Origin of the sequence: Arthrobacter sp. lap29 (genome assembly GCF_032458965.1) — a bacterium.
In the GTDB taxonomy this organism is placed as follows: Bacteria; Actinomycetota; Actinomycetes; order Actinomycetales; family Micrococcaceae; genus Specibacter; species Specibacter psychrochitiniphilus.
This window is the reverse complement of sequence record NZ_JAUCEK010000004.1, coordinates 338,983-363,725: the sequence shown is the minus strand read 5'-3', so window position 1 is coordinate 363,725 and position 24,743 is coordinate 338,983. Positions and strand designations below refer to the sequence as shown.

The following is a 24,743-nucleotide window of genomic DNA, read 5'->3' as shown; positions in this document are numbered from 1 at the left end:
GGCTGGATGAGCGCCCAGCGCTGCATTGACCCGTGAGAAAAGGTTGCTCTGTGGGGCTAGAGCAGCCTTTTCTCACGGGTGAATTCTCAGAAGACGTCCTTGCGGACATGCAGCTGGCCAAGCAGTGAGCCTTTGGCCAAATTTTCCGGATCATTCCACCCGCCGAGAACTAGCATCCGCGCTATTTTGATAATTGCGACTCGGGCGCCATTTCCCATATCGTTCTTGTTGATCACGGCCTGGTGCCACCCCAGCGTACTGGTGAGAAAGTTGCGGTCATGGTCCTTTGATTGTTGTTCGGCACTTAGATGATGTGCGCCATCATATTCTGCGCACGTACGGTACCGAGGGCATGACAAATCTGGAGCAATTTTAGGGTTCCCGGCATTATCCCTAATTTCAAAGTTACAGATGAATTCTGGGAGCCCTGAACGTTGGATGGACAGCCTGAGCTGGGTCTCCGGTGCTGAATCTGCGCCCACCCGCACCAGCTTCATGGCTGCCGTGAGCGTGCGTATGCCGCGCTGGTGTGGGTGCTGGGCAATGTACGCATTCAGTTCACTGATTTCCACTAGCGGGAGCTTTCTGGGACCAAAATGCAGGTTATGGGCACAAACGATCTGGTCGGCAACAGCAACCAGTTCATTGACCGTGAGAATTGCTGCAATGTCCACCAGCGTTCTTTGAACGGATGTGACGGGAATACCTTCAACCATGGCGTAATCACGGGCGGTCAGGGACAGCTCATGACCGTGAACTCGGCTGCGCTGTGGTCTGCCTTGTCCAAGATTCTTGGACAAGTGGATCTCTTCATTAGTGAGATACCGGAGGGGGAGCCGGAATTGATGAAGCTTTGCTGCTGTGATGTGGCTGATGAGACTTGAGTTAGTCACGGACGTGATGGCCCGGCAGCTATCAAGGAGGCTAACGTTCATGCCTTGAGGCATACGTACTTCCCGGCATGGTGTCCACAGGTCTGAGGCCCGGGTTCTACCTCGGCTTATACCGGCTTGGCGGGCTTGAGTCAGTGTGAATGGCTTCCCGGCTAGGTTCCAGGGGAGCTGCTGTGGATTTCTCATGTCCTTATTGAGGACCATTTAGGCGGCGCATCCCAGCTAGCTCGTGGCTTTTGTGCATCACTTGGCAAAGCGCTGCTGCTGTGGAGGAAAGAAGGGAGAGATGCCCGAAGCCCGAGTCGCCGTTATCCGAAATTGATCCGTGAGAAAAGGTCGCTCTCACCCGTGAAAGCGACCTTTTCTCACGGATCAATGGAGGAATGCTGGCGGAGTGGGGCGGAACGGGAAGAAATGGCGAGTGTGAGCACTAGGACAGTGCTGCCCACGATCCACTGGCCTGATTCCAGTGGGTTCAATCAGCGCTGGGCCCTGATTCCGGCGGGAACAAACAGCGCTGGGCGCTGATTCCGGCGGGCTGAATCAGCGGTGACGGGCTCAATCGGTGGCGACTGGCTCCAGCCGGATCACCACTGACTTTGACGTGGGAGTTCCGCTGACATCGGCCTTTGAATCCAGTGGAACCAGCACATTCGTCTCGGGATAGTACGCTGCGGCGCAGCCCACGGGCGTGGAATACGCCACCACACGAAAGCCCGGGGCGCGGCGATCCACCCCGTCCTTCCACTCGGAGACCAGATCAACCATGGCGCCGTCGGCAAGGCCGAAGGTGTCCAGATCCTTCTGGTTCACGAACACCACGCGGCGTCCGTTCTTGATGCCGCGGTAGCGGTCATCCTTGCCGTAAATGGTGGTGTTGTACTGGTCGTGGGAGCGCAGGGTCTGCAGCAGCAGCCGCCCTTCCGGAACCCGCGGGTACTCCATCTCATTGCCCGTGAAATGTGCCAGGCCGGAATCTGTGGTGAAGGTGCGGGAATCACGCGGGCCGTGCGGCAACACAAAGCCGCCGGGCACGTCGATCTTCGCCTCGAAGTCCTCGAATCCGGGCACTACTGCAGCAATGTGGGAGCGGATCAGGCTGTAGTTCCCTGCTAGCGCTTCCCAGTCGGCCACGGGCGCATTGGGACGGGTGCCGCCGTCGTCTGTGGAAAACAGCAGCTTGGCAAGCTGGCAGACAATGGCCACCTCGGAGAGCAGCATGCCCGACGCCGGTGTGAGACGCCCGCGTGAGGCGTGTACGGCGCTCATGGAGTCCTCCACTGTGACGCGCTGATCGCCACTGGCCTGGGTATCGCGCTCGGTGCGGCCCAGGGTGGGCAGAATAAGCGCCGAGCGGCCCGTGATCAGGTGGGACTTATTGAGTTTGGTAGAGATTTGCGCCGTCAGGGAGAGCTTGTTCAGGGCGGCCTCGGTGACTGAAGAATCCGGTGTGGCACGGACAAAGTTACCACCCATGCCTACGAAGACTCCAGCCTTGCCATCACGCATCGCCTCGATGGCGGCCACGGTATCAAAGCCGTCTGGGCGCGGAGAGGCGAAGGAGAATTCTGCGTCGAGCGCATCCAGGAAGGAGGCTGGCATGCGCTCAAAAATGCCCATGGTCCTATCGCCCTGGACGTTGGAGTGACCGCGGACGGGGCAGACACCGGCGCCGGGCTTACCAATGTTGCCCTGCAGCAGCAGCACGTTGACAACGTCACGGAGCATGGCCACCGAGTGCTTGTGTTGGGTCAGCCCCATGGCCCAGCAGACCACGGTTGCCTTGGACGCAATGAGACGTTCGCCGGTGGTGCGGATCTGCGCTTCGGTGAGGCCTGTTGCTGTGACGATCTCCTCCCAGCTCACTTTATCCAGCTGTGCTATATAGTCTTCCAGGCCTGTGGTGTGGCTCTCGATGAACGCGGTGTCAAAGACGCGGCCGGTATTGGGTGAGCCCGGACGGCGCTGTTCCTCGAGCAGAAACTTGCCCAGACCTTGGAACAACGCCTGATCTCCACCAAGCTTGATCTGCAGAAAATCGTCCGCCAAGGCGGTGCCGCCGCCCACGAGTCCACGAATAGTTTGCGGGTTCTCAAAGCGCATGAGCCCCGCCTCGGGGAGCGGGTTCACGGCCACAATGACAGCCCCGTTTTTCTTGGCCTTTTCCAGCGCAGAGAGCATGCGGGGGTGGTTTGTGCCCGGGTTTTGACCAGCGATGATGATCAGCTCGGCCTTGTACATATCCTCCAGTGACACCGAACCCTTGCCAATGCCAATGGTCTCCGTCAGGGCAGATCCGCTGGATTCGTGACACATGTTGGAGCAATCCGGCAGGTTGTTGGTACCCAGCCCGCGCACCATGAGCTGGTACAGGAACGCCGCCTCATTGGAGGTGCGTCCCGAGGTGTAAAAGATGGCCTCATTGGGGTCCGCCAGCGCCTTGAGTTCATCCGCAAGGATCCCCAGCGCCCTCTCCCAGGTGACGGGGACGTAGTGATCGCTGCCCTCGGCCAGGTACATGGGGTCAGTGAGTCGGCCTTGCTGGCCCAGCCGGAAGTCATCCCATTCCCGCAGCTCGCTCACACTGTGCTCTGCAAAGAACGACGGCGGCACGCGCCTCTTCGTGGCTTCCTCGGCTACCGCCTTGGCACCGTTTTCGCAGAACTCTGCCGTGTGCCGCTTGTCCGGATCCGGCCAAGCACAACCTGGACAGTCGAAGCCGTCCTTCTGATTGAGTTTTAACAGGGTTTGAGCCGTGCGGAGTGCACCCATTTGGTTCAGTGAGACCTCCATGGAGTGCAAAATGCCGGGAATGCCCACGGCCTTCTTTTGCACTTTGCCAACGGAGAGCTTTTGTTCGTCAATGTTTTCCTGGGGCGCTTTGCCAGCCATGATGGATCCCTTCATCGTGGAGCATCTAGTGTAGATCTTACGCTTTAGTTTTTTTGAAAGGATTTTTATGGGACGGCTCATCCGCAGAGTCAAGGCCACCAAGGTCAGTGTGGCCGATAATCGCCGTATTGTGCGTGAGGAATCGCTGGCTGTGGAGGAACCTCTGGAAATTCGGCTTGGCCACGAATCATTTTCTGTCACCATGCGAACCCCCGGCGACGACTTTGACCTTGTGGCAGGATTCCTTGTCTCCGAGGGTCTCATTTATGAGCCGGAACAGCTGATTTCCCTGCGTTTTTGTGCTGGCGAGGATGAGAATGGGCAGCAGACCTTCAATGTTGTAGAGGCCCAGTTGCGCCCCGATGTGGCCATGCCGCTACCTTCGGCCCAGCGCCATATCACCACCTCCAGTGCCTGCGGAATTTGCGGCACAGCCTCCATTGAGGCCGTGCACAAGTCAACACACTTCAAGCTCACCTCAGACGTGGATGAGGTACTGATCTCAGCCTCGGTGCTGGCCGGCCTGCCAGAGGTTCTGCGCGGGGAGCAGAAGCTCTTCGAGAAGACCGGCGGTGTCCACGCGGCAGGGTTGTTTGCCCCGGACGGGGAACTGCTCTCGCTCCGGGAGGACGTGGGGCGGCACAACGCCGTGGACAAAGTGGTGGGTGCGGCCTTCCGGGAGAAACAACTGCCGCTGCGCAACACCATCTTGCAGGTTTCGGGACGAGCCTCGTTTGAGCTCGTCCAGAAGGCCGCGATGGCGGGGGTGCCGGTGCTCGCTGCCGTGAGTGCACCCTCATCCTTGGCCGTAGAACTGGCCCACAACAGTGGTGTGACCTTGGTGGGGTTCAGCCGCGGCGCCACCATGAACATCTACACGCATCCAGGGCGCGTGGGCTAAGCCCTACCTGTTCGTGAACTCGCGGATCTCATCCATGGTGGGGGATTGAGCCAGACCGAGTGCATCAGGGCGGATGCCGTTCTCTTCTGCGCCTTTCGGGAAAACATAGAAATACACGGGGACCAGCGGTTTGATTGAACCCGCCGATTCCGCGAATGCCCGGAGCGAATCGCCCATGACTGTTTCCAGATCAGCAGACGGGGAAGCCGTGACTCTGGCCGTGACGGTGGCGCCCAAGCCGCCGGGATCTGTGTACCTGATGCTGTTTTTCTCAACACCTGAAACAGAGTAGAGAGCAGCAGTGGCCGCAACGCCAAAGGATTCCCCGGCTTTCTGGGGGTTGCCAGCACCGCATGAGCCCAAGGTCCACGTTAGAAGTCCCACAAGCACGAGACTGACAAACTTGCGCAACATACTATTCATCACCCTTACAGTTAGTGGCTGAAATTGGCGTCTCTGGACGAGACCTTAGGCGGCTCGTCCGTGATGGATTTCTTGGTAGCGGATGCCTCTGCAATCGGCACAAAACGACGGGTCCGGCTGTGGACCCAACGGCTTAGAGCTCGTGCAGCAGCCGGCGCACAAACGCCTGGGTGCGTTCCTCCTGCGGCTTGCGCAGCACTTGGCTGGCGGGCCCGCGTTCCACCACCACACCACCGTCCATGAAAACCACCTCGTCGGCCATCTGCCGGGCAAAAGCCAGCTCGTGGGTGACAATGACCATGGTCCAGCCTTCCTCTGCCAATTCTTTGATGACGGCCAAGACGTCATCCACCAGCTCGGGGTCCAGAGAGGAGGTGGGCTCGTCGAAGAGCAGCAGCTGCGGTTTCAAAGCAAGGGCACGAACAATCCCCACCCGTTGCTGCTGTCCGCCGGAGAGCTCAAAAGGGTAGGAGTCACGTTTATCGGCAAGCCCCACACGGGCCAACAGCGCCTCCGCTTCCGCAATGACCTCCTCCCGGGGACGTTTCTGCACCTGAACGGGGCCCTCAATGACATTTTGCAGGACAGTCATATGCGGAAACAGATTGTATTGCTGGAAGACCATGGCGCTGCGGTCGCGCAGTTGGGATAGCTGCTGCGAGCGGCTCTTTTGCGATGGTGCCGCGTCGCCGAAATCAACGCTGAGGGCGGGGCGCCCGGTGGTGATGCTGGCGCCCACGGTGACTTTTCCGGCGTCGGGCATTTCAAGGCCGTTGAGGGAACGCAGCATGGTGGTCTTGCCGGACCCCGAAGGCCCAATCAGCGCCACCACCTTGCCCCGAGGCACATCCAGATCGATGCCACGCAGCACTGTATTGGCGCCGAAGGACTTGGTCACGCCGCGGACCTGAAGGGCAAAATCAGTGGGCAACATAGCGGTCCAATCTCTTTTCCACGCTGGTTTGGGCCGTTGACAAGATGAGGCAGATGACCCAGTAAATCAGGGCGGCCTCGAGGTAGAGCAACATAAATTCCTGACTGAACGCGGCCACCTGCTGCGCCACCCGGAACATCTCCGTAACAAGGATCAACGAGGCCAGGGACGTGTCCTTCACGAGCGAGATGAACGTGTTGGACAGCGGCGGCACGGATACGCGCGCAGCCTGCGGCAGAATGATCCGCACCAGGGCCTGGTTCCGGGACATGCCAATCATATGCCCGGCCTCCCATTGGCCGCGCGGCACGGAGAGGATGGCGGCCCGAATGATCTCCGCCGCGTAACCTCCCACATTCAGCGAGAAGGCGATGATGGCGCTGGGCCACGGGTCAATCTTCACGCCCACCGCAGGCAGACCATAGAAAATAACAAACAACTGAACCAGCAGGGGGGTCCCGCGAATAACTGAGATGTAGACCCGAGCCACTGCGCTGGCCAGCTTGTTAGGGCTGATGCGCATCACGGCGATCACCAGGGCGATCATCAGCCCCAGGGCGAAGGAAGCCAGAGTAAGCGGGATGGTGCCCTGAATAGCGCCCAGGAGCAGCGGTCCCAGGGAACTCCAAAATAAACTAAAGTCCATGGCTGAACTCTAATCTCCGGTCTGCCACCCGATTACTTGCTGACATCCGCACCGAAGTACTTCTCGCTCAACTTAGCCAAGGTGCCGTCTGCGGAGAGATCCTTCAAAGCGGTGTTGACGGCATTAGTCAGGGCCGTGGAACCTTTGCGGAAGGCGAAGGCAGAGTCTGAGGATTCTTTGGTGGTTGCGGCAATCTTCAAGCCCGAGTTCGGGTTGCTGTGCTGGTAGTCAAGGAACGTGAGCTTGTCATTGACAATGGCATTTACCCGGCCATCCTTGAGAAGGGACACTGACTGGGCCCAACCCTCAACGGCTTCAACCTTGGCGCCGGAATCGGTGGCCAGTGTGTACCAGTTGCTGGTCAAGGACTGAGCGGTAGTCTTGCCCTTGAGATCGGCAAATGAGGTGATGTCCGTGGTGCTGTCCTGGACCACAATGACACCCTGGGAAACCGTGTAAGGGATGGAAAGATCATACTTTTCCTGGCGGACGGGGTTAATGGTCACCTGATTGGCTACGGCGTCGAAGCGGTTGGCTTCAAGGCCGGCAAAGATGGAATCGAACTGGGTCTCCTCAAACTTGGCCTTAACGCCGAGCTTGCCCGCAACAGCCGTGGCAACATCGACGTCGTACCCTGTCAACGGGCCGGAGCCACCCTCATGGAAACTGAAGGGCTTATACGTTCCCTCGGTGGCGAAGGTGATGGTGCCAGCGTCCTTGATGCTACTCAACGAGGTGTCCGTTCCCGGAGCCGGGCTGCCGCCTCCGGTTCCGCCGCCGCAGGCTGCAAGGGCCAATGAAGCTGCTGCGAGTATGCCAACGAGTCCAAGGCTGCGACGATTCATGGTGCGGGTTTCCTTTGTCGAGAAGTTAAAGCGTGCCGTGAAAAGGGTGGGCCACGGTCTGCCTATAACGTGGACGCTACCACCGGGGACGGATAAACAAAGACTAAATATTTCCGTATATTACGCAATTGTGACGTAGGTGATTTGACTCACGCAATTCCTTGCCTTGTCTGGCTGGGCTGGGCTGGCAGAGGAATTAGGTGCCGGGAATTTCTGTGACGGCCCCGGAGGTTAAACTTGTAGCTTGACCTCTTAATGATTAGGAACACACGCATGAGTATGGAAGGCGCGGCTTGGAGCTCACTTTGGAGCACCATGCGTTCGGACAAGTCCAACGGCGGAATTGCGAAGGACACGCTTCGCCGGACAGTCCTCTTTGCTAAGCCCTACAGCCGGAAACTGCTGATATTTGTGGTGCTGTCGGTGATCTCCGCAGCGCTGGCCGTGGCCACCCCGGTGTTGGCCGGTCAGGTCATCGATGCCATTGTGGCTAAAACCGCCGTGGACGTGGTGGTGCGCCTGGCCGTGCTCATTGCGATTGTGGCGGTGCTGGACGCCGGGTTGTCGCTGATTATCCGTTGGATTTCAGCGAATCTGGGCGAAGGCGTCATTTTGGACCTGCGCACCGCCGTTTTTGACCATGTCCAGCGAATGCCCATTGCGTTCTTCACCCGGACCCGCACGGGCGCGCTGGTCAGCAGGCTCAACAATGACGTCATTGGCGCCCAGCAGGCCTTCTCCGGGACCCTGTCCGGGATTGTGTCCAACTCTGTGCAGCTGATTTTGACGCTGATTGTCATGCTGAACACCTCGTGGCTGGTGACGTTGCTGGCGCTGGTCCTGTTGCCAATCTTCCTCATTCCGGCCCGCCGTTTTGGTGCCACACTGGCCGGGTTGCGGCGCGAGGCTGCTGACCTGAACGCGGACATGAGCACGCAGATGACCGAGCGTTTCTCCGCACCCGGGGCCACCTTGGTCAAGCTGTTTGGCCGCCCGGCCGAGGAATCCCGAGAGTTCGCTTCCCGGGCCAACCGGGTCCGCGAGATTGGGGTGCGCACAGCTGTCATGCAGTTTGTGTTCTTCACGGCGCTGATGCTTGTTTCCTCCCTTGCCCTTGCGCTCGTGTATGGCTTGGGTGGCTCCTTGGCCATCGGTGGCGCGCTTAACGCGGGCGACGTCGTGGTGCTGGCCCTGCTGTTGACCCGCCTCTATGCCCCGCTCACCGCGCTGGCCAACGCCCGTGTGGACATCATGAGCGCGCTGGTCAGCTTTGACCGCGTGTTTGAGATCCTCGATTTGAAGCCGCTGATCGCCGAAAAGCCCTCCACCGTTCCTCTGCCCGCCGGTCCGCTGGGCGTGGAATTTAGCAATGTTCGCTTCGGGTACCCCTCCGCAGACAAGGTCTCGCTGGCCTCGCTGGAGGATGTTGCCGTGCTTGATACCCGCGGGGGCGAGGAGGTTTTGCATGGCATTTCCTTCCGTGCCGAGCCAGGCCAAACTATCGCGCTGGTGGGCTCTTCCGGCGCCGGCAAGTCCACCATTGCGCAACTGCTTTCCAGGCTGTACGACGTCGATTCTGGCACCGTGCGCTTGGGCGGCGTTGACGTGCGGGAACTGTCCTTTGACGGACTGCGCGCCGGAGTTGGCATGGTCACCCAGGACGGGCACTTATTCCACGAGTCGATCCGTTCCAACCTGCGCCTGGCCAAGCCTTCGGCCACGGATGCGGAGATTTGGGATGTGCTGCACCGGGCCCGGCTCTCGGCGTTTGCCCAGGCCCTGCCTGATGGTTTGGACACCGTGGTGGGCGAGCGCGGCTACCGGCTTTCCGGCGGCGAGCGTCAGCGCCTGACCATTGCCCGGCTGCTGCTGGTGCAGCCCGCCGTGGTCATTTTGGATGAGGCAACCGCCGCCCTTGACTCCACGAATGAGGCCGCCGTCCAGATTGCCTTGGGTGAGGCGCTTGAGGGGCGGACAGCGTTGGTCATTGCGCACCGGCTCTCCACCATCCGTGCCGCAGACATGATTCTGGTCCTTGAAGGCGGGAACATAGTAGAACGCGGCACGCATGAGGAGCTCATTGGTAGGGGCGGGCGCTACGCCGAGCTCCATGACACTCAGTTTGCCCAAGCCGTTGAGGCTGTGGCCGACGCCAGCTCACCGCAGTCTGCCTCACCCGATCCAGCGTGAATCGATCCAGCCCGAATAGATCCAGCCCGAATAGATCCGTGAGAAAAGGTGGGTAACCGGATATGCACCAGGTGCCTTAGGCCTTGTGGAGGCGGGGGAGCACGTACTCGGTAAGGAGCGGGGCAAGGTCATCGAAGTCCGCAGCCGCTTCCAGGTGCATCCAGCGCAGCTCCGCGATTTCGGCTGCCGGAATCACTGCATCTGCGTCCCAGCGACCTGGTGCGGTGAACACTGTTGCCTCAATGTCGGTATTGGCCTCATTGGCGGCCGTGCCGGTCCATACACCGATGAGTTCAAGGTCCACGGCGGCAAGGTGGAGTCCGACTTCCTCGGACAGTTCTCTGACACCAGCCTCAGGGGCAGTTTCGCCGCGCTCCGGCTTGCCGCCGGGATGCATGAACTTGGTGGTGCCCTGTTTCCGGACGGTCAGGAGCCGCCCGGAGAGATCGTAGACACACACGGCAGAAACTTTGAGAACATTTTTCACCTGTTGATCCTAACCGTGGAACTCCACGACGCGTACCCTGCCGACGCTGGCCGCGGCAACATCTGAAGCACGTGCGTGTTCGGCGCCGCCGGGAACGGCAGGCAAGAAAGCGCTAAAGAGGGCGGCGGGGTGGCGGGATGGCGGAGTGAGTTGGCGGGGCATGGCTAGGCGGCTCTCGGGGCAAACATGATGACGCTGACACCGAGCAGCGCAATGAGGGCGCCGATCACGTCCCAGCGGTCGGGCGAAAACTTGTCGAACACCATGCCCCAGATGAGCGAGCCGGCAATGAACACGCCGCCGTACGCGGCCAAGACCCTGCCAAAGTTGGCGTCGGCCTGCTGGGCGGCAATGAAACCGTACGCACCGAGCGCCATGACGCCTAAGGCAGCCCACCACCATGACTTGTCCTCGCGCACGGCCTGCCAAATGAGCCAGGCTCCGCCAATTTCGGCAACCGCAGCCAGGGCGAACAAGATGATGGTTTTCGCAATGCTCATGGCTCTATCATCCCTTGCCGGGCACTTGCTGAAATTGTGCCGGGTACACTACAGCAGGCGCAGCGCCCGGGTACCTAATTGGAGCGTGATTTCCTGTCCCCAAGAGGCTGTTAGCCTGTCACTTTCCATGCCGTCGCCAAAGATGACGAGTTGGTCCGATGCGGCGCAGATGCGCAGGGACTCGCCTGCAGCCAGCACGCCCTCGGTCAGGGAGGCGCCCGTGGCAGGGGACGGCCAGGCCTCGCGGACAAACCACGCCAACAATGGGTCTGTGGGTTTGGGAAGTGTGCGCCCGCCGCGTTCCAGCGTTATTGAGGCGCACCATCCGGTGGCGCCCGTTCCGGTAGAAACTATCAACCCGGAGGACGATTGGCTCTCCAGCCGGCCATCCGGCGTCGTAATTTGGTAGCGGGCAGATTGGTGGGAGGAGTGCCCAATGAAGATCTCATTTAAGGCGGAGAGTTCCTGCCCGTCATCCAGCCGCGCCGTCACCATAGCCAGATCTTGGCAGGACACGGCGGAGGGGTCAGCGGCTGCAATCCGGGCCAACAGTGCGGCGGTTGATGCGGGGGAATGCCTGACCAGGATGCCGGCGTTCACACCCGGTTCGGGGTCGATGCCCAGAACTGGCTGACCGCTGAGATATTTTGCCGTGTTGGCCACGAGCCCGTCCTGGCCCACCACGGCGATCACATCATCCTCGGTAAACATGAAGCGGCTCAGATCAGTGCGCTCCACCTCCGCGCGGCGCCAATCGGCAGGCGCTGCCGCACGTACCTGATCCAGTGCTGCCATGATGAAAGTGTGCCGTTCCTGCACATCTTGCAGACGCCGCCCCCGGGTGCGGAGGAAGAATTCAGCCTGGCCCACGGTGGCGTGCCGATCGAGCAGCTCCGCAAATTCGGTGCGCCGGTGGACGATGACAAGGCGGGGAGATCCCATGGTGTTACCTTCCTGTGCTGGGCAAGCCGCTGGGCAAACCGGGCTGCTCCGCAGTGCTGCCGGCGGGTTGGAACAATCCTGCCAGAACCCCGCTCAGGATATCTGGAGTGATGGTCAAGTTATTGATGTTTGGCAGTGACGCGGCGGCTTCGCGGAAGGCTAGGGCCAGCAAGGTGGCCTGGTCCATATTCTTGTAGACCTCCATGGTGGCGGCCTCGCGCGCTGCCGTTGCCTCGCCTATGAGCTGGAGCGTGCTGGCCTCGGACGTGGCGCCGATGCCTTGGCGTTCGGCTTCGGCGTGGGCCTTGATGAGGTTGGCGGCGGCCTGTTCCTGCGCCTCGCGCCGGGCATTGGCGCCTTCCTGGGCAACCAGGTTTTCACGGCGGGCGGCCAGTTCAATCTTGCTCGCCATCTCATTTTCAGAAATGGTCCGTTCGCGTTCCACTGCTACCGCCCGGCGTTCATACACCGCCCGGTCCGCCTCCGCCTGCAACTGTTCGCGGACAGGTGTTTGCAGGGCCCGCTCAACATCGGACTCCGGACGGACTGCCAGAACCTGCACGCCCAGGATTTCAATGCCGGTTGACTGCAGCCGGGCATTGGCCTGAAGTGCTCCTGTCAACAAGGTGCGCAGCTCGCTGACGCCGCGCTCCAAGGATTGGGCCAAAGTTGTGGCGGCAATCTGATCGATCGCATGGCTCTGGCACAGCTGGCCAATGATGGTTGCCACCTGCTCACGTCCGGCAGCGGTTGAGGCGCCGCCAGGTTGCAGTGCGAAGTCCAGGCGGCTGGCAACCGAGACCGGATCACTGAAGCGGTAGGTGACATTCGCCTGGACGCTGACGTCCTGGTGGTCCCGGGTGATGGCGTGGAAAAGCGTAGGCAGTTCCTGATCGTCCACAGGCACCTCGCTCAGGACGGAGGAGGCTGGCCGGAACCAGAACGCCTGGCCCACACCCTCATGCCGGACGGTGCCCTTCTGTAAGTGAATGACGTAGCCGGTGGGGCTGCCGAGGAAGTGGCTGAGCCAGGGGTAGCGCTTGATGGTGGCCATGAGGTTCTCCAAGTATTCTTAGTTCTCGTCAACTTGACGATAACTAAACTCTAAGCCCCTGCGCCATTTATTGTCAATATGACGATAATTATCTAATGTGATGGCATGAATACTTCATATCCGGAGCCGGCCCGCTTCCCTGTGACAGTGGACGTTGTTGCCCTCACCGTGAGTGCCGGCGCATTACAGGTTCTGTTGATCACCCGTCTCATAGAGCCCTTTAAGGGGAGCATGGCCCTGCCCGGAGGGTTTGTGCTGCCGGGGGAGGGTCTGATCGAAGCAGCAACCCGGGAGCTGGCAGAGGAAGCCGGTGTGGCGGAACAGCCCGGATATTTGGAGCAATTGCAGAGCTATGGGCCGAAGGGACGGGACCCGCGCGGCGATGTGCTGACGGTGGCGCACCTGCTGTTGGCTCCCAACTTCCCCGTTATTGCCCCCGGCAGTGACGCTGCCAGCGCCGGCTGGTACCCGGTCAAGGACGTGTTGGCCGGTGAGTATTCCCTGGCCTTCGATCACGCAGAAATCCTCAGCGATGCCGTGGAGCGGGCTAGGTCCAAGCTGGAATACTCACCGCTGGGCGCCGCTTTTTGCACGCCGGAATTCACCATTGCCCAGCTGCGCGCGGTCTATGACGCCGTATGGGACACAAAGCTGGACCCGCGCAACTTCCACCGAAAGGCCACCGGAACGCCGGGATTTCTGGAGGATACGGGAAAGATGAGTACGGGGGAAGCCGGGCGCCCGGCAGCCCTGTTTCGGCTTGCTCCGCAGGCTCACACCACTAGAGCAACCTGCGCCCACGCCGTGCTCAACCCGCCCCTGATGCGTCCCGCGGCACTAACAGGCCAAGACTGACGCCTGTTAGGGGGCTTCTATTCGGCGGCTTCTGGGACTCAAGGGACTGCCGGGACTCAGGGCCTTCCGGGCCTTCCGGGCGTTCCGGGCAGCGCGCTGCGCCGCCCATCTACTCCCAACAACACTAGCGCCAACATAATGGGCCCGTACGTCAGTAGTGAAGACCAGCCAAGGGTTTCGCCCAGGAGGATCGAGACGCCCACCAGCAGCACCGGCTCCACATAACTCAGCAGCCCAAACAATGACAAGGGCAGCCACTTGCTAGCGAGCAGGTAAAAGGCCATGGCCAGGCCACCCAGAACACCAATGGAGATCGCTACCCAGAGTCCGCCGGAACCGGCACCTTCCACGGCACCGGATCCAATACCGGCACCGGATCCAATACCGTGGGGTCCGGCCAGAATGAAATACACGCCCAGAGGTAGCATCATCAGCAGCTCGGCAGCAAAAGCAGGAAGATTATCGAAGCCAATCTTGCGCCGCAGTACAAAATAGACGGGGTAGCCCAGGCACACCACTAGGGTTGGCCAGGCCAGGCCGTTAGCTGAAAAGGCCTCGTGAGCAACGCCCACTACAGCAGCAGCAACAGCAAGCTTACGCAGCGGGTTGAGCTTGTCAGCGAAGAAAACCCGCCCTGCCAACACCATGGTCAAAGGCAGCAAAAAATATCCGAAGGACACCGAAAGCGCCATATTGTTCAGTGGCGCCCACATGAACAGCCACAATTGCACTCCCACAATCCCAGCGGCAAGCACCCCGGGCAGAAGGAGGGTTGGCCGGCGTCGAACGCGGGAAAAAAGGGTTATGGATTCGGTGCGAGCCCACGGCAGAAACGGCAGGATCACTGCCAAGGTGGCCAAGGTCAGAACCACGCGCCAGCCAAAGATCTCCTGCGCACCCCACCCCGGCAGGAGACCAGCCATCAAAAAGATGACGGCAAAAAGAACCGAAGCAATGAGAGAAACGGCCACGCCGCGGCCAGAATGGGATGCAGCGTGAGTCGGCACCATTTCCCCTCTCACTTTCTGGAACACCGCCGCAAAATGACCGGCACCGCCGCGCTGCGTGTGGGCATGAAAAGTGCCCCCGCCGGGGATCGAACCCGGATCTGCCCTTTAGGAGAGGGCTGTCTTATCCATTGGACTACAGAGGCGCGTCCCCAAGCCTAGCGGAACAGGTAGTCAAGCATAAAACGGCGGTGTTCAGCTGGCGGCCGGAGCGACTTTTTTCTTGCGTCCCAGGAACAATGCCAGGCCAATGGCGAGAAGCGTTGCAATGAGCAGCATCCATGACGCCGTGACCAGCCCCGAAGCCATCGTGACGGCTCCTGGATCGAGTTTCTGGGCGGCCATCATTGAATCCACAGCGGCATTGGCCCACAAGGAAATCGCGGCAAAAGCCAACGGCAGCACCCAGAGTGCCCACCGCAGCGGGCGCTTGGCCACATTCGAGGCGATCATGGTCAGCGCTGTGATGGCGAACAGCAGCGGGAACAAGGTTCCGGCAGTTTTGCCAACATAGTTCAGTTGTCCCTGGGCATCGGCGTCCATGGCAAGGCGCAACGCCTCAACATGGGCCATGTCAAAACCGAACACAAAGGACTGCGGCATGGCCAGGCCACCGGACAGGTCCTTCATCTGGTTCAGCGTCAGCAGATGGAAGTAGGCAAACAGGAACAAGCTGGCCACGGAACTGGCAATCAGGAACAGATTGACGTTTCCCTGCGCTTTTTGCGGTGTCCGTCTGGTGCTGTTGTTGATGACCGGTACGGTGGAAGGGGTAGCAGCCGTGCCATGCTTGGCAGCACGCTGGGCGGGAGTTTTAGCCATGATGTCATTATCGCCTAGATTAGGCTTGCCCCATGGCACTTCTTGAGAGCTCCGCGCTCAGCGACAGCGAATTGGCGGCGAAGATCCTCCGTGAGGCCGCGTCCTTGGCTTTCTCCATCCGCGCGCAAGGACGCACCGAGCTGCGGGCCGGGATGCTGTGCAAGGGCGAGATTTCCAACTTTGCCACGGCCGCGGATCTCGCTGCCGAGAATCACATCTTCAACGCCCTGCGCGCCGCCCGGGCCAGCGATTCGATTGTGGGCGAGGAAGGCGCCGGACATGTTGGCAGTTCCGGACGCTGCTGGGTTATTGACCCCGTGGATGGCACGTATAACTTCGCCAGCGGCTCCTCCTATTGGTGCACGGCGCTGGCCTTGGTGCTCCCGGACCTCATCTCGCCCGCTGGTTCCCCTGCTGATTGCCACCCTGAAAGTTCGACGCCGGACCCGCTCACCACTGCGGAGGTGCTGCTGGGGGGTGTGTTCCAGCACGAGGAAAACAAGTTGTGGCTGGGCGGGACCACTGTAGAGACGTCAGTGAATGGGGAGAGAATAGTCCTGGATCCGCAGGCGAGCCTGGCAGAGTTGTCCGCCGCAACCTACATCCACCCCAGTTGGTTGGCGCAGCCCCGGGCAGCCGTGCCGTGGCAGCGCGCCGCAGAACTGCCCGCAACATTGCGCATGTTGGGTGCTGGCTCCTGCGATCTGGCCCGGGTGGCCCAGGGAGAGTTGGGTGTGTGGTTCCAGCACAGCGTCCCGCCCTGGGACTGGCTCCCCGGCAAAGGCATCGTTGAAGCCGCCGGTGGGGCCACAGCCGTGGTGCGGGTCAATGGGCTGGACTGGTTCGTTGCAGGCCCGCCGGGGCCGGTGGCCGAACTTTCCCAGGCGCTGCAAGGCGGAGCCATCGCGCACTGAGTCCGGTTAGGCGCACTTGAGCCCCGCCCCGCACCCCAGCACCCACTGCTTTTTTCGGGTGTGCAGGGGATTGTCAGTGGGGCCAACTAGACTAGATGGCACCATGGATATGTTGTTTGACCCTTACCCCCAAAAGCCCAAGCCGACGCGTAGCCCAGGCGCTGGCCTCCCTGCGTGGGCGCCCTTTGAGCAGGAAGACCCCGGCGCTGACATGCCGGAGTTCGCGGGAGCAGGCACCGGCCCGGCCTGGGAACATCAGGAAGCTGCCGCGCCACGGCAGTGGCCTGATCCAGATGAACTGCTGCAAGGTATGAACCCGCAGCAGGAAGCCGCCGTGATCCACACCGGCGGTCCGCTGCTCATAGTTGCCGGGGCGGGCTCGGGAAAAACGCGTGTGCTCAGCCACCGCATTGCTTACTTGCTGGCCACGGGCCAGGCGCATCCGGGTCAGATCCTGGCCATCACGTTCACGAACAAGGCTGCAGCGGAAATGCGTGAACGCATTGAGGCGCTGATTGGTGATGCCGCGAAGAGCATGTGGATTTCCACGTTCCACTCCTCGTGCGTGCGGATTTTGCGGCGCGAGGCCAAGGTCATTGGGCTGAACTCGAATTTCTCCATCTATGACTCCGCCGATTCACTGCGCTTGATCACCTTGGTGACCAAGGGGCTGGATCTGGATCCCAAGAAGTTCGCACCCAAAGCCATCATGCATAAGATTTCGGCTCTGAAAAACGATCTCATCGATGAAGAAGAGAACGCGCTCAGCACCAACTTCAACGAGCCTTTCGCCGCCGCCGTTGCCGAGGTCTACAAGGGCTATGCCTCACGCCTGCGCCAGGCCAACGCCATGGACTTTGACGATCTGATTGCTCAGACCGTGTACATGTTCCGTGCCTTCCCCGGCGTTGCCGAATATTACCGGCGGCGTTTCCGCCACGTTTTGGTGGACGAGTACCAGGACACCAACCACGCCCAATATGCGTTGGTCCGTGAAATTGTTGGCCCTGACGACGGCGGTCCCGCTGGCATTGCCCCAGCCCAACTGACGGTTGTGGGTGATTCTGACCAGTCCATTTATGCCTTCCGTGGTGCTGACATCCGCAATATTGTGGAGTTTGAACAGGACTATCCCAACGCGGACACCATCAAGTTGGAGCAGAACTACCGCTCCACCCAAAATATTCTCAGCGCCGCCAACGCCGTGATTTCCCGCAACCCCAACCGGCGCGAAAAGCGCCTGTGGACGGCTGAGGGAGACGGTGAAAAGATCATTGGCTACGTGGCCGAGTCCGAACACGAAGAAGCCCGCTTCATCGCCAAGGAAATTGACAGGCTCCAGGATGAGACGGATCTGCGTCCCGGCGATGTGGCAATTTTCTACCGTACCAACGCCCAATCCCGTGCCATTGAGGACATCCTGGTTCGGGTGGGGCTGCCCTACCGCGTGGTGGGCGGCACGCGCTTTTATGAGCGCAAGGAGATCAAGGACGCCCTCGCCTATCTGCGGGCCCTGGTCAACCCGGACGACGACGTGAACTTGCGCAGGATTCTCAACGAACCCAAGCGCGGGATCGGGGACCGGGCCGAAGGAGCCGTAGCGGCCCTGGCCGAAAGGGAAAGAGTCTCCTTCTCCGTTGCCATGGCGCGTGCCGAGGAGGCGCCCGGAATTGCCTCACGGTCGCTGAACGCTGTTAACGCCTTTGCGAAGATGATGGGGGACTTGAGCGAAGTCGCTTCAACCTCCACCCCTGCCACTGCACTAGAGGCGGTACTGGAACAGACCGGCTACCTCGAAGCGCTGCGCACCTCAACTGATCCGCAGGACGAGTCGCGGGTGGAAAACCTGGCCGAGCTGGTCGCCGTCGTGCGGGAATTTAGCACTGACAACCCAGAAGGTACCCTCGGAGAATTTCTTGAGCAGGTCTCTCTGGTGGCGGACGCCGATCAAATTCCTGATGCGCCCGGTGGCTCCGAGGCGGAGGCGGCAGCGGCTGTGGCCGAGGCCAAGCGGTTGGGGGTAGTGACCTTGATGACGTTGCACACCGCCAAGGGACTGGAATTCCCGGTGGTGTTCCTGACGGGCCTAGAACATGGGCTGTTCCCGCATTCACGCTCCGCCACGGACCCCAAGGAACTTGCCGAAGAACGCCGGCTGGCCTACGTGGGCCTGACCCGTGCCCGGAAACGGCTGTACATCACCCGCTCTGAAGTGCGCAGCATGTGGGGTCAAAGCCAATACAACCCCGCCAGCCAGTTCATTGAGGAAATCCCGGAGGACCTTATCCAATGGAAGCGTGAAGGTACTGCGCGCATGGCACCGGTGGCCGGAAACTTTGGCACCAGCCGCTATTCAGGGTCCTCCTGGGGGGCAGGAACCTCCGTGGGTGGCCGCGATTCAGGGGTTCTGCCGCCCAGCATTTCTGCGCGCACGGCGGCAGGGCGTGTGCAGCCACAAAAGGAAGTCGTCTCGGTCAGTGTGGGAGACAAAGTCAACCACACCGCATTTGGCAATGGCGTGGTGCTGGAAATCAGTGGTGCCGGTGACAAGATGGTGGCCAAAGTGCGCTTTGAGATAGGGGAGAAGCGGCTACTGCTCAGATATGCCCCTCTTGTCAAAGAGGATTAGAAGTCAAAGAGGATTAGCCCCGGCAGACTCGCCACTGCGATGCGGCGAGACTGCCGGTGCGGGAGTTGCTCAGGTCCAGGACCAGGTTGCCTGCACCGAGGAGTACACGTCCAAACGGTCCGCTTCCGAAACGGTGGGGCTGAAGGAGAACGTGAGGATGTACGTCTGCTTCTTGTAGTTGAAATAGAACTGCTCGGTCTGGTAGTCACCTTGGTCATTGGGGAACACTGACGACAAATGGACCGACTCCGATCCTGCGATGGTGGTCCGATCACGCACCTTCACGTCCTTGGCTCCGACGTTTTCGAGTTCCTTGGCTCCTTGAGACTCGACTATTGCGGCAGGGACTTCCCCAGCGGGTGAAAGAACCACGTTGACGTTGTCGGCGAAACCATCCGTGTCACGCATATTTGCGGCAAACGTGTCGATGCCCACTGGAGCGGGCGTGTCTTCTGGAACAGCCCACCCTTGCGGAATAACGTAGCTGTAGCCCTTTCCTTCGATCGTGATGCCTGCCGCCGGTTTAACCGCAGCAGGAGTTGCCGGTGCCGTTGAGCGTTCCAGCGTCTGCGCGGAGATTGGTGTGGGCTGCGACGATTTAGTTGTCGAGGATGCTGAACACCCCACCAAGGCAAGGGAAAGAGCAAGAGTAAGGCCAGAGAATTTCATGAGTTGAGACATGTTGAAAGATTATGCAGGAGCTCTCGGCACTGCAAACTAGCAGCTTCTTATTTTCATTGCACGTCTTAGTGTGGGAGAAATAGCCAGCGTCTGCGCGGGGGGCCTAAGCGAAACCGGTACCCGGTTGGGCTGCCGGTGCCGGATACGGCAAACTTATCCCATGGTCTTATCCCTCCATCGTGCTTCACGCGTTGCGGCCCTCTTACTGGCAGCAGCTGCCGGAGCTGTGCTCACCGGCTGCAGCATCACTGTGCCGGATCCGCCCCCTGTCCCCACCTTGAATGCAGGTCCCACTGATCCGCCCAGTTACTTGGAACGGCTCAAGGCTGCCCCCGTTGTGCAGCCCACTGACGGGGTGACAAGTACCGCACTGCCACAGTTTATTAGCGATTCACGTAACATAGCCTGCGTCTTTACCACCTCTCAAGGTGGGAATCTGAACCAGCCGTGGGAGCCCAACAACTATGGTGACAGGGCCAATGGGGCGGCCCCCATCATTCCTGTGACCAACTGCCTCATGGTCAGCTACCCGCAGCCTGCCCCCGCGGATATTGCAGATAACTGCGCCGGGACCAACCTCGGCTATCTAGGTGGCACCGCGTTGTTATTCCCGGACCGGGCTCTCTATGGGGGCTGCCGGGCAGGGGTCACGGCCATGGAAGCCGCCTTCGGGGTGGACGGGACACCGAACCCGGATATGGACGCAATTCCCGTACTGGCCTCCGGCATGGCCATGGAATCGCAGGGATACCGCTGTGCTCCTTTGGATAACGGCGTGGCTTGCGCCAACCTGGCGGACGGGATTGGATTCTTCATAGCTTCCGGCAAATATGAAATCTTTGGGCCTGACACCCAGGCAGGCTCCACCCCCACCGCCTCCTAGCACCTACCGTTTCACCCGCACATTCTCGAGGTGCGCCCTAGGTGAGCGGAAGAAGCTACCGAACACGCCGCCGTCGTGCGTCCAAAGGCCCTGATTGTGAGGCGAATAACGGCTCGCAACGGTGGTCACGACGCAAAATATGTGCTTTCCCTGTGAGACTGTAATGTGTGGAAGGGGTCAACGCCCCCACAAAATCACTACTTCGACGTAGAAGGACACAAACCCGTGGACCTGTTTGAATACCAGGCGCGCGACATGTTTGAGGCTCACGGCGTTCCCGTGTTGGCCGGCATCGTGGCGCACACCCCTGAAGAAGCAAGGGCAGCAGCCGAGAAGATTGGCGGCGTCACCGTCGTCAAGGCACAGGTAAAGGTTGGTGGCCGCGGTAAGGCTGGCGGCGTCAAGGTTGCCAAGAATGCTGACGAAGCATTCGCGTACGCCACTGACATTCTCGGCATGGACATCAAGGGCCACACCGTTAACACGGTCATGATCGCCCAGGGTGCAGACATCGCCGAGGAGTTCTACTTCTCAGTGCTGCTGGACCGCGCCAACCGCAACTACTTGGCCATGTGCTCGGTGGAAGGCGGCGTGGAGATCGAAGTCCTAGCCGTTGAACGCCCCGAGGCTCTGGCACGCGTTGCGGTGGACCCCGCCGTGGGCATCGACGCCGCGAAAGCTGACGAGATCGTCGCCGCAGCAGGCTTCAACGCCGAGCTGGCCCCGAAGGTTGCCGCCGTCATCATCAAGCTGTGGGACGTTTTCAAGAACGAAGACGCCACCTTGGTTGAGGTCAACCCGCTGGTTCGCACCGGCGCTGGTGACATTGTTGCGCTGGATGGCAAGGTCTCCATCGATGAAAACGCCGAATTCCGCAACCCGCACCACGCCGCCCTCGAGGACGCAGCTGCTGCTGACCCGCTGGAAGCCAAGGCCAAGGCTGCGAACCTGAACTACGTCAAGCTCGACGGCGAAGTGGGTGTCATCGGAAACGGTGCCGGCTTGGTCATGTCCACGCTGGATGTTGTTGCTTACGCTGGTGAAAACCACGGCAACGTCAAGCCCGCCAACTTCCTGGACATTGGCGGTGGAGCATCCGCAGAGGTCATGGCCGCTGGTTTGGACGTCATCCTCAATGACCCCCAGGTCAAGAGCGTGTTTGTGAACGTCTTTGGTGGCATCACCGCGTGTGACGCTGTTGCCAAGGGCATTGTTGGCGCACTCGCCGAGCTCGGCTCGGCTGCGAACAAGCCTCTCGTTGTCCGTCTCGACGGCAACAATGTTGAAGAAGGCCGCCGCATCCTCAACGAAGCCAACCACCCGTTGGTCACACTGGCCGCCACGATGGACGAGGGCGCCGACAAGGCTGCCGAGCTCGCCAACGCTGCAAAGTAGAGGTTTAGAAAACTTATGTCTATCTTCTTGAATAAAGATTCCAAGGTCATCGTCCAGGGCATCACCGGCGGCGAAGGCACCAAGCACACCGCCCTGATGCTCAAGGCTGGCACCCAGATTGTTGGCGGCGTCAACGCACGCAAGGCTGGCACCAAGGTTGTTCACGGCGAGGTTGAACTCCCCGTGTTCGGCACCGTTGCAGAAGCTGTTGCCGAAACCGGCGCAGACGTCTCCATCGTGTTCGTCCCCCCGGCATTCACCAAGGATGCCGTTGTTGAAGCTATTGAAGCCGGCGTGCCGCTGGTAGTTGTCATCACCGAAGGCGTGCCGGTTCAGGACTCCGCCGAGTTCTGGGCACTGGCTCAGTCCAAGGTTGACGCTGACGGCAACCAGGTCACCCGCATCATCGGGCCGAACTGCCCCGGCATCATCACCCCCGGTGAAGCACTGGTTGGCATCACCCCGAACAACATCACCCAGAAGGGCCCCATCGGCTTGGTCTCCAAGTCCGGTACCCTGACCTACCAGATGATGTTCGAACTGCGCGATCTGGGCTTCTCCACCGCGATCGGCATTGGTGGCGACCCCGTCATCGGCACCACGCACATTGACGCTCTTGCCGCGTTCGAGGCCGACCCCGAGACTCTCGCTATTGTGATGATCGGTGAAATTGGTGGCGACGCTGAAGAGCGCGCAGCCGAATACATCAAGGCTCATGTCACCAAGCCGGTTGTTGGCTACGTGGCTGGCTTCACCGCACCCGAGGGCAAGACCATGGGCCACGCTGGCGCCATTGTCTCCGGCTCCGCAGGCACGGCTCAGGCCAAGAAGGAAGCCCTCGAGGCTGCCGGCGTGAAGGTCGGCAAGACGCCTTCCGAGACCGCAACCCTGCTGCGCGAAGTTTACGCAGCTCTGTAATTCTTCTGGGCGCTTCGGCGCTGACAGTTCTTCTGTGCTCAGAGGCGCGGCCATTTCCACCGATTCGGTGGTGTGGCCGCGCTTTTTTGTTTTCCTGATCTGATGAACGACGGCGGACGCCAGGTTGCGCTGTTCCCCGTGCCGCTGCGCTGGAGTTCCTTGTGCAAGGGTTACTCCTGCAGAGGTTCCTGCACAGGGGTTCCTCCACAGGGGGCCATGGGGACAGGTTCTGCACACTTTGAGGCTTGGGGGTGGCTCGCGGCTGCCGGTTTCGCAACGATTGAGCCATGAATAATTTCGCCGATGATCTGTGGGGTTTCCCTTCCAGTGCTTCGCCCTGGTGGGAAACCGTTGATATCGCGGTCCGGGCCAAACGCCCGGGCCGTGTTCCCCCTGATGGCGAGACGCAAGTCGGTGGGGTGCATCTGCCGGCCGGGTCCAGCATTCGGCCCGAGCAATATGAGTACACCCGCTGTGATGGCAGTAAGGGCGTGAGCGCCCTGCTGCCGCACATTGGCTGGTACAGCGACACGGATTGGGACAGCACGTTGGTTTCGTGGGTGGGCCTTGCACGTGCGTTTTCACAGACCGGGCTGTGGCCGGTGGTGGGAGGTCCCGGCAACCGCTGTGCCGAGCCGCGGATCATCAAAAGGAGCTGGCCCCGGAGCCGCACCCACAAGGACGAAGCAGCCAACGTGCTGCAGGATTGCTGGGATGGGAGGGCCGTGGTTGCCCGGGAAACTGGCGAACCGCTGCCCGAGAACCGTCCGCCTTTCCCCGGGGTGCCGGTGGGAAAAATACTGACGAACAATGTGGAAAAGGTCCCGCTTGCGGGGTGGAGCAATTGGAACCCCGGCTGTGCCAGCCCGCAGGCGGGGCTGTTGCTGGTTCCTGCGATGCGGCCTGCGGACGTGCCGCAATTGGTGGGATGGGCAGGGCCGGGCAACTACTCACTCGGGGGACACGAGATCTCCGCCGTGCTCCGGTCGTGGGAGGAACGGTTTGGGGCAGTGCTGTATCAACTGGGGCCAACCACCCTGGCGTTGCGGGTTGCTCGGCCGCCAACCACTCTTGCTGACGCGACGGTGCTGATGGAGGAGCACTACCTTCTGTGTGTAGACAACTTTGGCTCCCAAAGTTGGGAGCCACCCACCAGCCGCGACGACTACGCAAAGAGACTGATCAACGCCCCCGTATGGGATTTCTGGTGGGACTGACGGCCGGGTGATAGGAAGCGGGAAGCCGGAAGCTGGCAAGCGTGTTGCCGTGTTTGGGCTATTCGGTCGTCGCTGCGGCGTTGGCCGGCGCCACAGCGTGGAGTTGGGGGTGGTTCCTGCACTAGGAGTGCCAGCTCGGGCAACTGGGGGCCCTCATCCAGAGCGCACTCGAGTGCTTCGTTGTAGACCGGACGGGCGGGATGACGCAGCGGAGGTCGTAGTTAAGATTGGAGGCCGGTGCACCGGCCTCCAATCTTAACTACGGCCTCCGGGCGCTTCCGGTGTGCCGACTGATCCGTGTGCCGACTGTGCCGAGTGTGGGCGGCTATGCTTCCGGCGGGACCATGGGCAGACCTTCGGCCTCCCAGCCGCTCATGCCGCCCACCAGGGTGTCGGCGTTGAATCCAAGCGCGGTCAGTGCTTCGGCGACGCGGCCGCTGCGTCCGCCACCGTGACAAACGGCAATGATGCGGCGGGACTTGTCCAGCTCTGCGGCGCGTGCCACGATCTCACCGGAGGGAATGTGCACGGCGTCCTCGATCATGCCCGTGGAGAGTTCGGCAACTTCGCGGACGTCGATGATCTGCACGTCGGGATCGGCGGTCAGAATATCCGCGGTAGTGACTTCCTGCATGGGTGCTCCTAAAGGTGAGGCGGGCGCGGCGCCAAGTTCCGGCGTCGTGCATGGGACTTGCACCTCCATACTAGAGGCGAA

At 60.7% G+C, this 24,743-nt stretch carries 23 protein-coding genes and 1 tRNA gene; 9 read left to right on the top strand and 15 right to left on the bottom strand.

Annotated features, from left to right (window positions below; translation table 11 throughout):
- Positions 1-86: 86 nt before the first annotated feature.
- Positions 87-800, bottom strand: a complete 714-nt coding sequence (locus tag RY113_RS09270; protein ID WP_146212983.1) for a hypothetical protein — start codon at positions 798-800, stop codon at positions 87-89.
- 651 nt (positions 801-1,451) lie between these two features.
- Positions 1,452-3,785, bottom strand: a complete 2,334-nt coding sequence (locus RY113_RS09265; protein ID WP_110104958.1) for an FdhF/YdeP family oxidoreductase — start codon at positions 3,783-3,785, stop codon at positions 1,452-1,454.
- Between the two features lie 67 nt (positions 3,786-3,852).
- Here RY113_RS09265 and fdhD point away from each other — a divergent pair, with 67 nt between their 5' ends.
- A complete protein-coding gene (gene fdhD, locus RY113_RS09260) occupies positions 3,853-4,686 on the top strand; it encodes a formate dehydrogenase accessory sulfurtransferase FdhD (protein ID WP_315914323.1) in 834 nt (277 codons plus the stop codon).
- Between the two features lie 3 nt (positions 4,687-4,689).
- On the opposite strand, the gene RY113_RS09255 is transcribed toward fdhD, so the two are convergent.
- The 4 genes from RY113_RS09255 to RY113_RS09240 all read right to left on the bottom strand — a co-directional run bounded on the left by RY113_RS09255 (position 4,690) and on the right by RY113_RS09240 (position 7,534).
- Entirely contained in the window at positions 4,690-5,109 is a 420-nt protein-coding gene (locus tag RY113_RS09255; protein ID WP_315914322.1) for a hypothetical protein, read from the bottom strand.
- A gap of 133 nt (positions 5,110-5,242) precedes the next feature.
- A complete protein-coding gene (locus RY113_RS09250) occupies positions 5,243-6,043 on the bottom strand; it encodes an amino acid ABC transporter ATP-binding protein (protein ID WP_315914321.1) in 801 nt (266 codons plus the stop codon).
- Positions 6,030-6,689 carry an amino acid ABC transporter permease gene (locus RY113_RS09245; protein ID WP_315914320.1) on the bottom strand — a complete coding sequence of 220 codons (660 nt, stop codon included), beginning with the start codon at positions 6,687-6,689 and terminating at the stop codon, positions 6,030-6,032. The genes RY113_RS09250 and RY113_RS09245 overlap by 14 nt, the downstream gene beginning before the upstream one ends.
- 32 nt (positions 6,690-6,721) lie before the next feature.
- Positions 6,722-7,534: an amino acid ABC transporter substrate-binding protein gene (locus RY113_RS09240; RefSeq protein ID WP_315914319.1), complete on the bottom strand. Its 813-nt coding sequence runs from the start codon at positions 7,532-7,534 to the stop codon at positions 6,722-6,724.
- A gap of 273 nt (positions 7,535-7,807) precedes the next feature.
- Between RY113_RS09240 and RY113_RS09235 the strand changes: the two genes are divergently transcribed.
- Positions 7,808-9,724: an ABC transporter ATP-binding protein gene (locus tag RY113_RS09235; protein ID WP_110104827.1), complete on the top strand. Its 1,917-nt coding sequence runs from the start codon at positions 7,808-7,810 to the stop codon at positions 9,722-9,724.
- Between the two features lie 76 nt (positions 9,725-9,800).
- On the opposite strand, the gene RY113_RS09230 is transcribed toward RY113_RS09235, so the two are convergent.
- From RY113_RS09230 to RY113_RS09215, 4 genes are all read right to left on the bottom strand, one after another.
- Positions 9,801-10,211, bottom strand: a complete 411-nt coding sequence (locus tag RY113_RS09230; protein ID WP_315914318.1) for an NUDIX domain-containing protein — start codon at positions 10,209-10,211, stop codon at positions 9,801-9,803.
- Between the two features lie 164 nt (positions 10,212-10,375).
- Positions 10,376-10,711 (bottom strand): YnfA family protein, encoded by a 336-nt coding sequence (locus RY113_RS09225; protein ID WP_110104825.1) that lies wholly within the window; start codon positions 10,709-10,711, stop codon positions 10,376-10,378.
- A 48-nt stretch (positions 10,712-10,759) separates the two neighbouring features.
- Positions 10,760-11,653: a hypothetical protein gene (locus tag RY113_RS09220; RefSeq protein ID WP_315914317.1), complete on the bottom strand. Its 894-nt coding sequence runs from the start codon at positions 11,651-11,653 to the stop codon at positions 10,760-10,762.
- Between the two features lie 4 nt (positions 11,654-11,657).
- Positions 11,658-12,707 (bottom strand): SPFH domain-containing protein, encoded by a 1,050-nt coding sequence (locus RY113_RS09215; RefSeq protein WP_315914316.1) that lies wholly within the window; start codon positions 12,705-12,707, stop codon positions 11,658-11,660.
- Between the two features lie 105 nt (positions 12,708-12,812).
- On the opposite strand from RY113_RS09215, the gene RY113_RS09210 reads away from it, so the two are divergent.
- On the top strand, positions 12,813-13,562 hold the full coding sequence (locus tag RY113_RS09210; protein WP_315914315.1) for an NUDIX domain-containing protein: 750 nt from the start codon (positions 12,813-12,815) through the stop codon (positions 13,560-13,562).
- Positions 13,563-13,618: 56 nt separating this feature from the next.
- Here RY113_RS09210 and rarD read toward each other — a convergent pair whose 3' ends face one another.
- The 3 genes from rarD to RY113_RS09195 form a co-directional block, all read right to left on the bottom strand.
- Positions 13,619-14,572 (bottom strand): EamA family transporter RarD, encoded by a 954-nt coding sequence (rarD, locus tag RY113_RS09205; protein ID WP_315914314.1) that lies wholly within the window; start codon positions 14,570-14,572, stop codon positions 13,619-13,621.
- A 71-nt stretch (positions 14,573-14,643) separates the two neighbouring features.
- Positions 14,644-14,715: transfer RNA gene (locus RY113_RS09200), tRNA-Arg, on the bottom strand.
- A 49-nt stretch (positions 14,716-14,764) separates the two neighbouring features.
- Entirely contained in the window at positions 14,765-15,391 is a 627-nt protein-coding gene (locus RY113_RS09195; protein WP_315914313.1) for a hypothetical protein, read from the bottom strand.
- 32 nt (positions 15,392-15,423) lie between these two features.
- Between RY113_RS09195 and RY113_RS09190 the strand changes: the two genes are divergently transcribed.
- Entirely contained in the window at positions 15,424-16,305 is an 882-nt protein-coding gene (locus tag RY113_RS09190) for an inositol monophosphatase family protein (RefSeq protein WP_315914312.1), read from the top strand.
- A 109-nt stretch (positions 16,306-16,414) separates the two neighbouring features.
- A complete protein-coding gene (pcrA, locus tag RY113_RS09185; protein ID WP_396334232.1) occupies positions 16,415-18,934 on the top strand; it encodes a DNA helicase PcrA in 2,520 nt (839 codons plus the stop codon).
- A 69-nt stretch (positions 18,935-19,003) separates the two neighbouring features.
- On the opposite strand, the gene RY113_RS09180 is transcribed toward pcrA, so the two are convergent.
- The gene (locus RY113_RS09180; protein WP_315914310.1) at positions 19,004-19,615 is read right to left on the bottom strand and encodes a hypothetical protein; all 612 of its coding nucleotides are present in this window, start codon (positions 19,613-19,615) and stop codon (positions 19,004-19,006) included.
- Positions 19,616-19,775: 160 nt separating this feature from the next.
- Here RY113_RS09180 and RY113_RS09175 point away from each other — a divergent pair, with 160 nt between their 5' ends.
- From RY113_RS09175 to RY113_RS09160, 4 genes are all read left to right on the top strand, one after another.
- Complete coding sequence (locus RY113_RS09175; RefSeq protein ID WP_315914309.1) at positions 19,776-20,498, top strand: hypothetical protein; 723 nt, start codon at positions 19,776-19,778, stop codon at positions 20,496-20,498.
- Positions 20,499-20,723: 225 nt separating this feature from the next.
- Positions 20,724-21,893, top strand: coding sequence for an ADP-forming succinate--CoA ligase subunit beta (gene sucC / locus RY113_RS09170; protein WP_110104816.1), 1,170 nt, complete (start codon positions 20,724-20,726; stop codon positions 21,891-21,893).
- A gap of 15 nt (positions 21,894-21,908) precedes the next feature.
- Positions 21,909-22,811 (top strand): succinate--CoA ligase subunit alpha, encoded by a 903-nt coding sequence (gene sucD / locus RY113_RS09165; protein WP_110104815.1) that lies wholly within the window; start codon positions 21,909-21,911, stop codon positions 22,809-22,811.
- A gap of 287 nt (positions 22,812-23,098) precedes the next feature.
- Positions 23,099-24,028: a DUF4253 domain-containing protein gene (locus tag RY113_RS09160; RefSeq protein ID WP_110104814.1), complete on the top strand. Its 930-nt coding sequence runs from the start codon at positions 23,099-23,101 to the stop codon at positions 24,026-24,028.
- Positions 24,029-24,353: 325 nt separating this feature from the next.
- On the opposite strand, the gene RY113_RS09155 is transcribed toward RY113_RS09160, so the two are convergent.
- Positions 24,354-24,662, bottom strand: a complete 309-nt coding sequence (locus RY113_RS09155) for a rhodanese-like domain-containing protein (protein ID WP_110104813.1) — start codon at positions 24,660-24,662, stop codon at positions 24,354-24,356.
- Positions 24,663-24,743 lie beyond the last annotated feature (81 nt).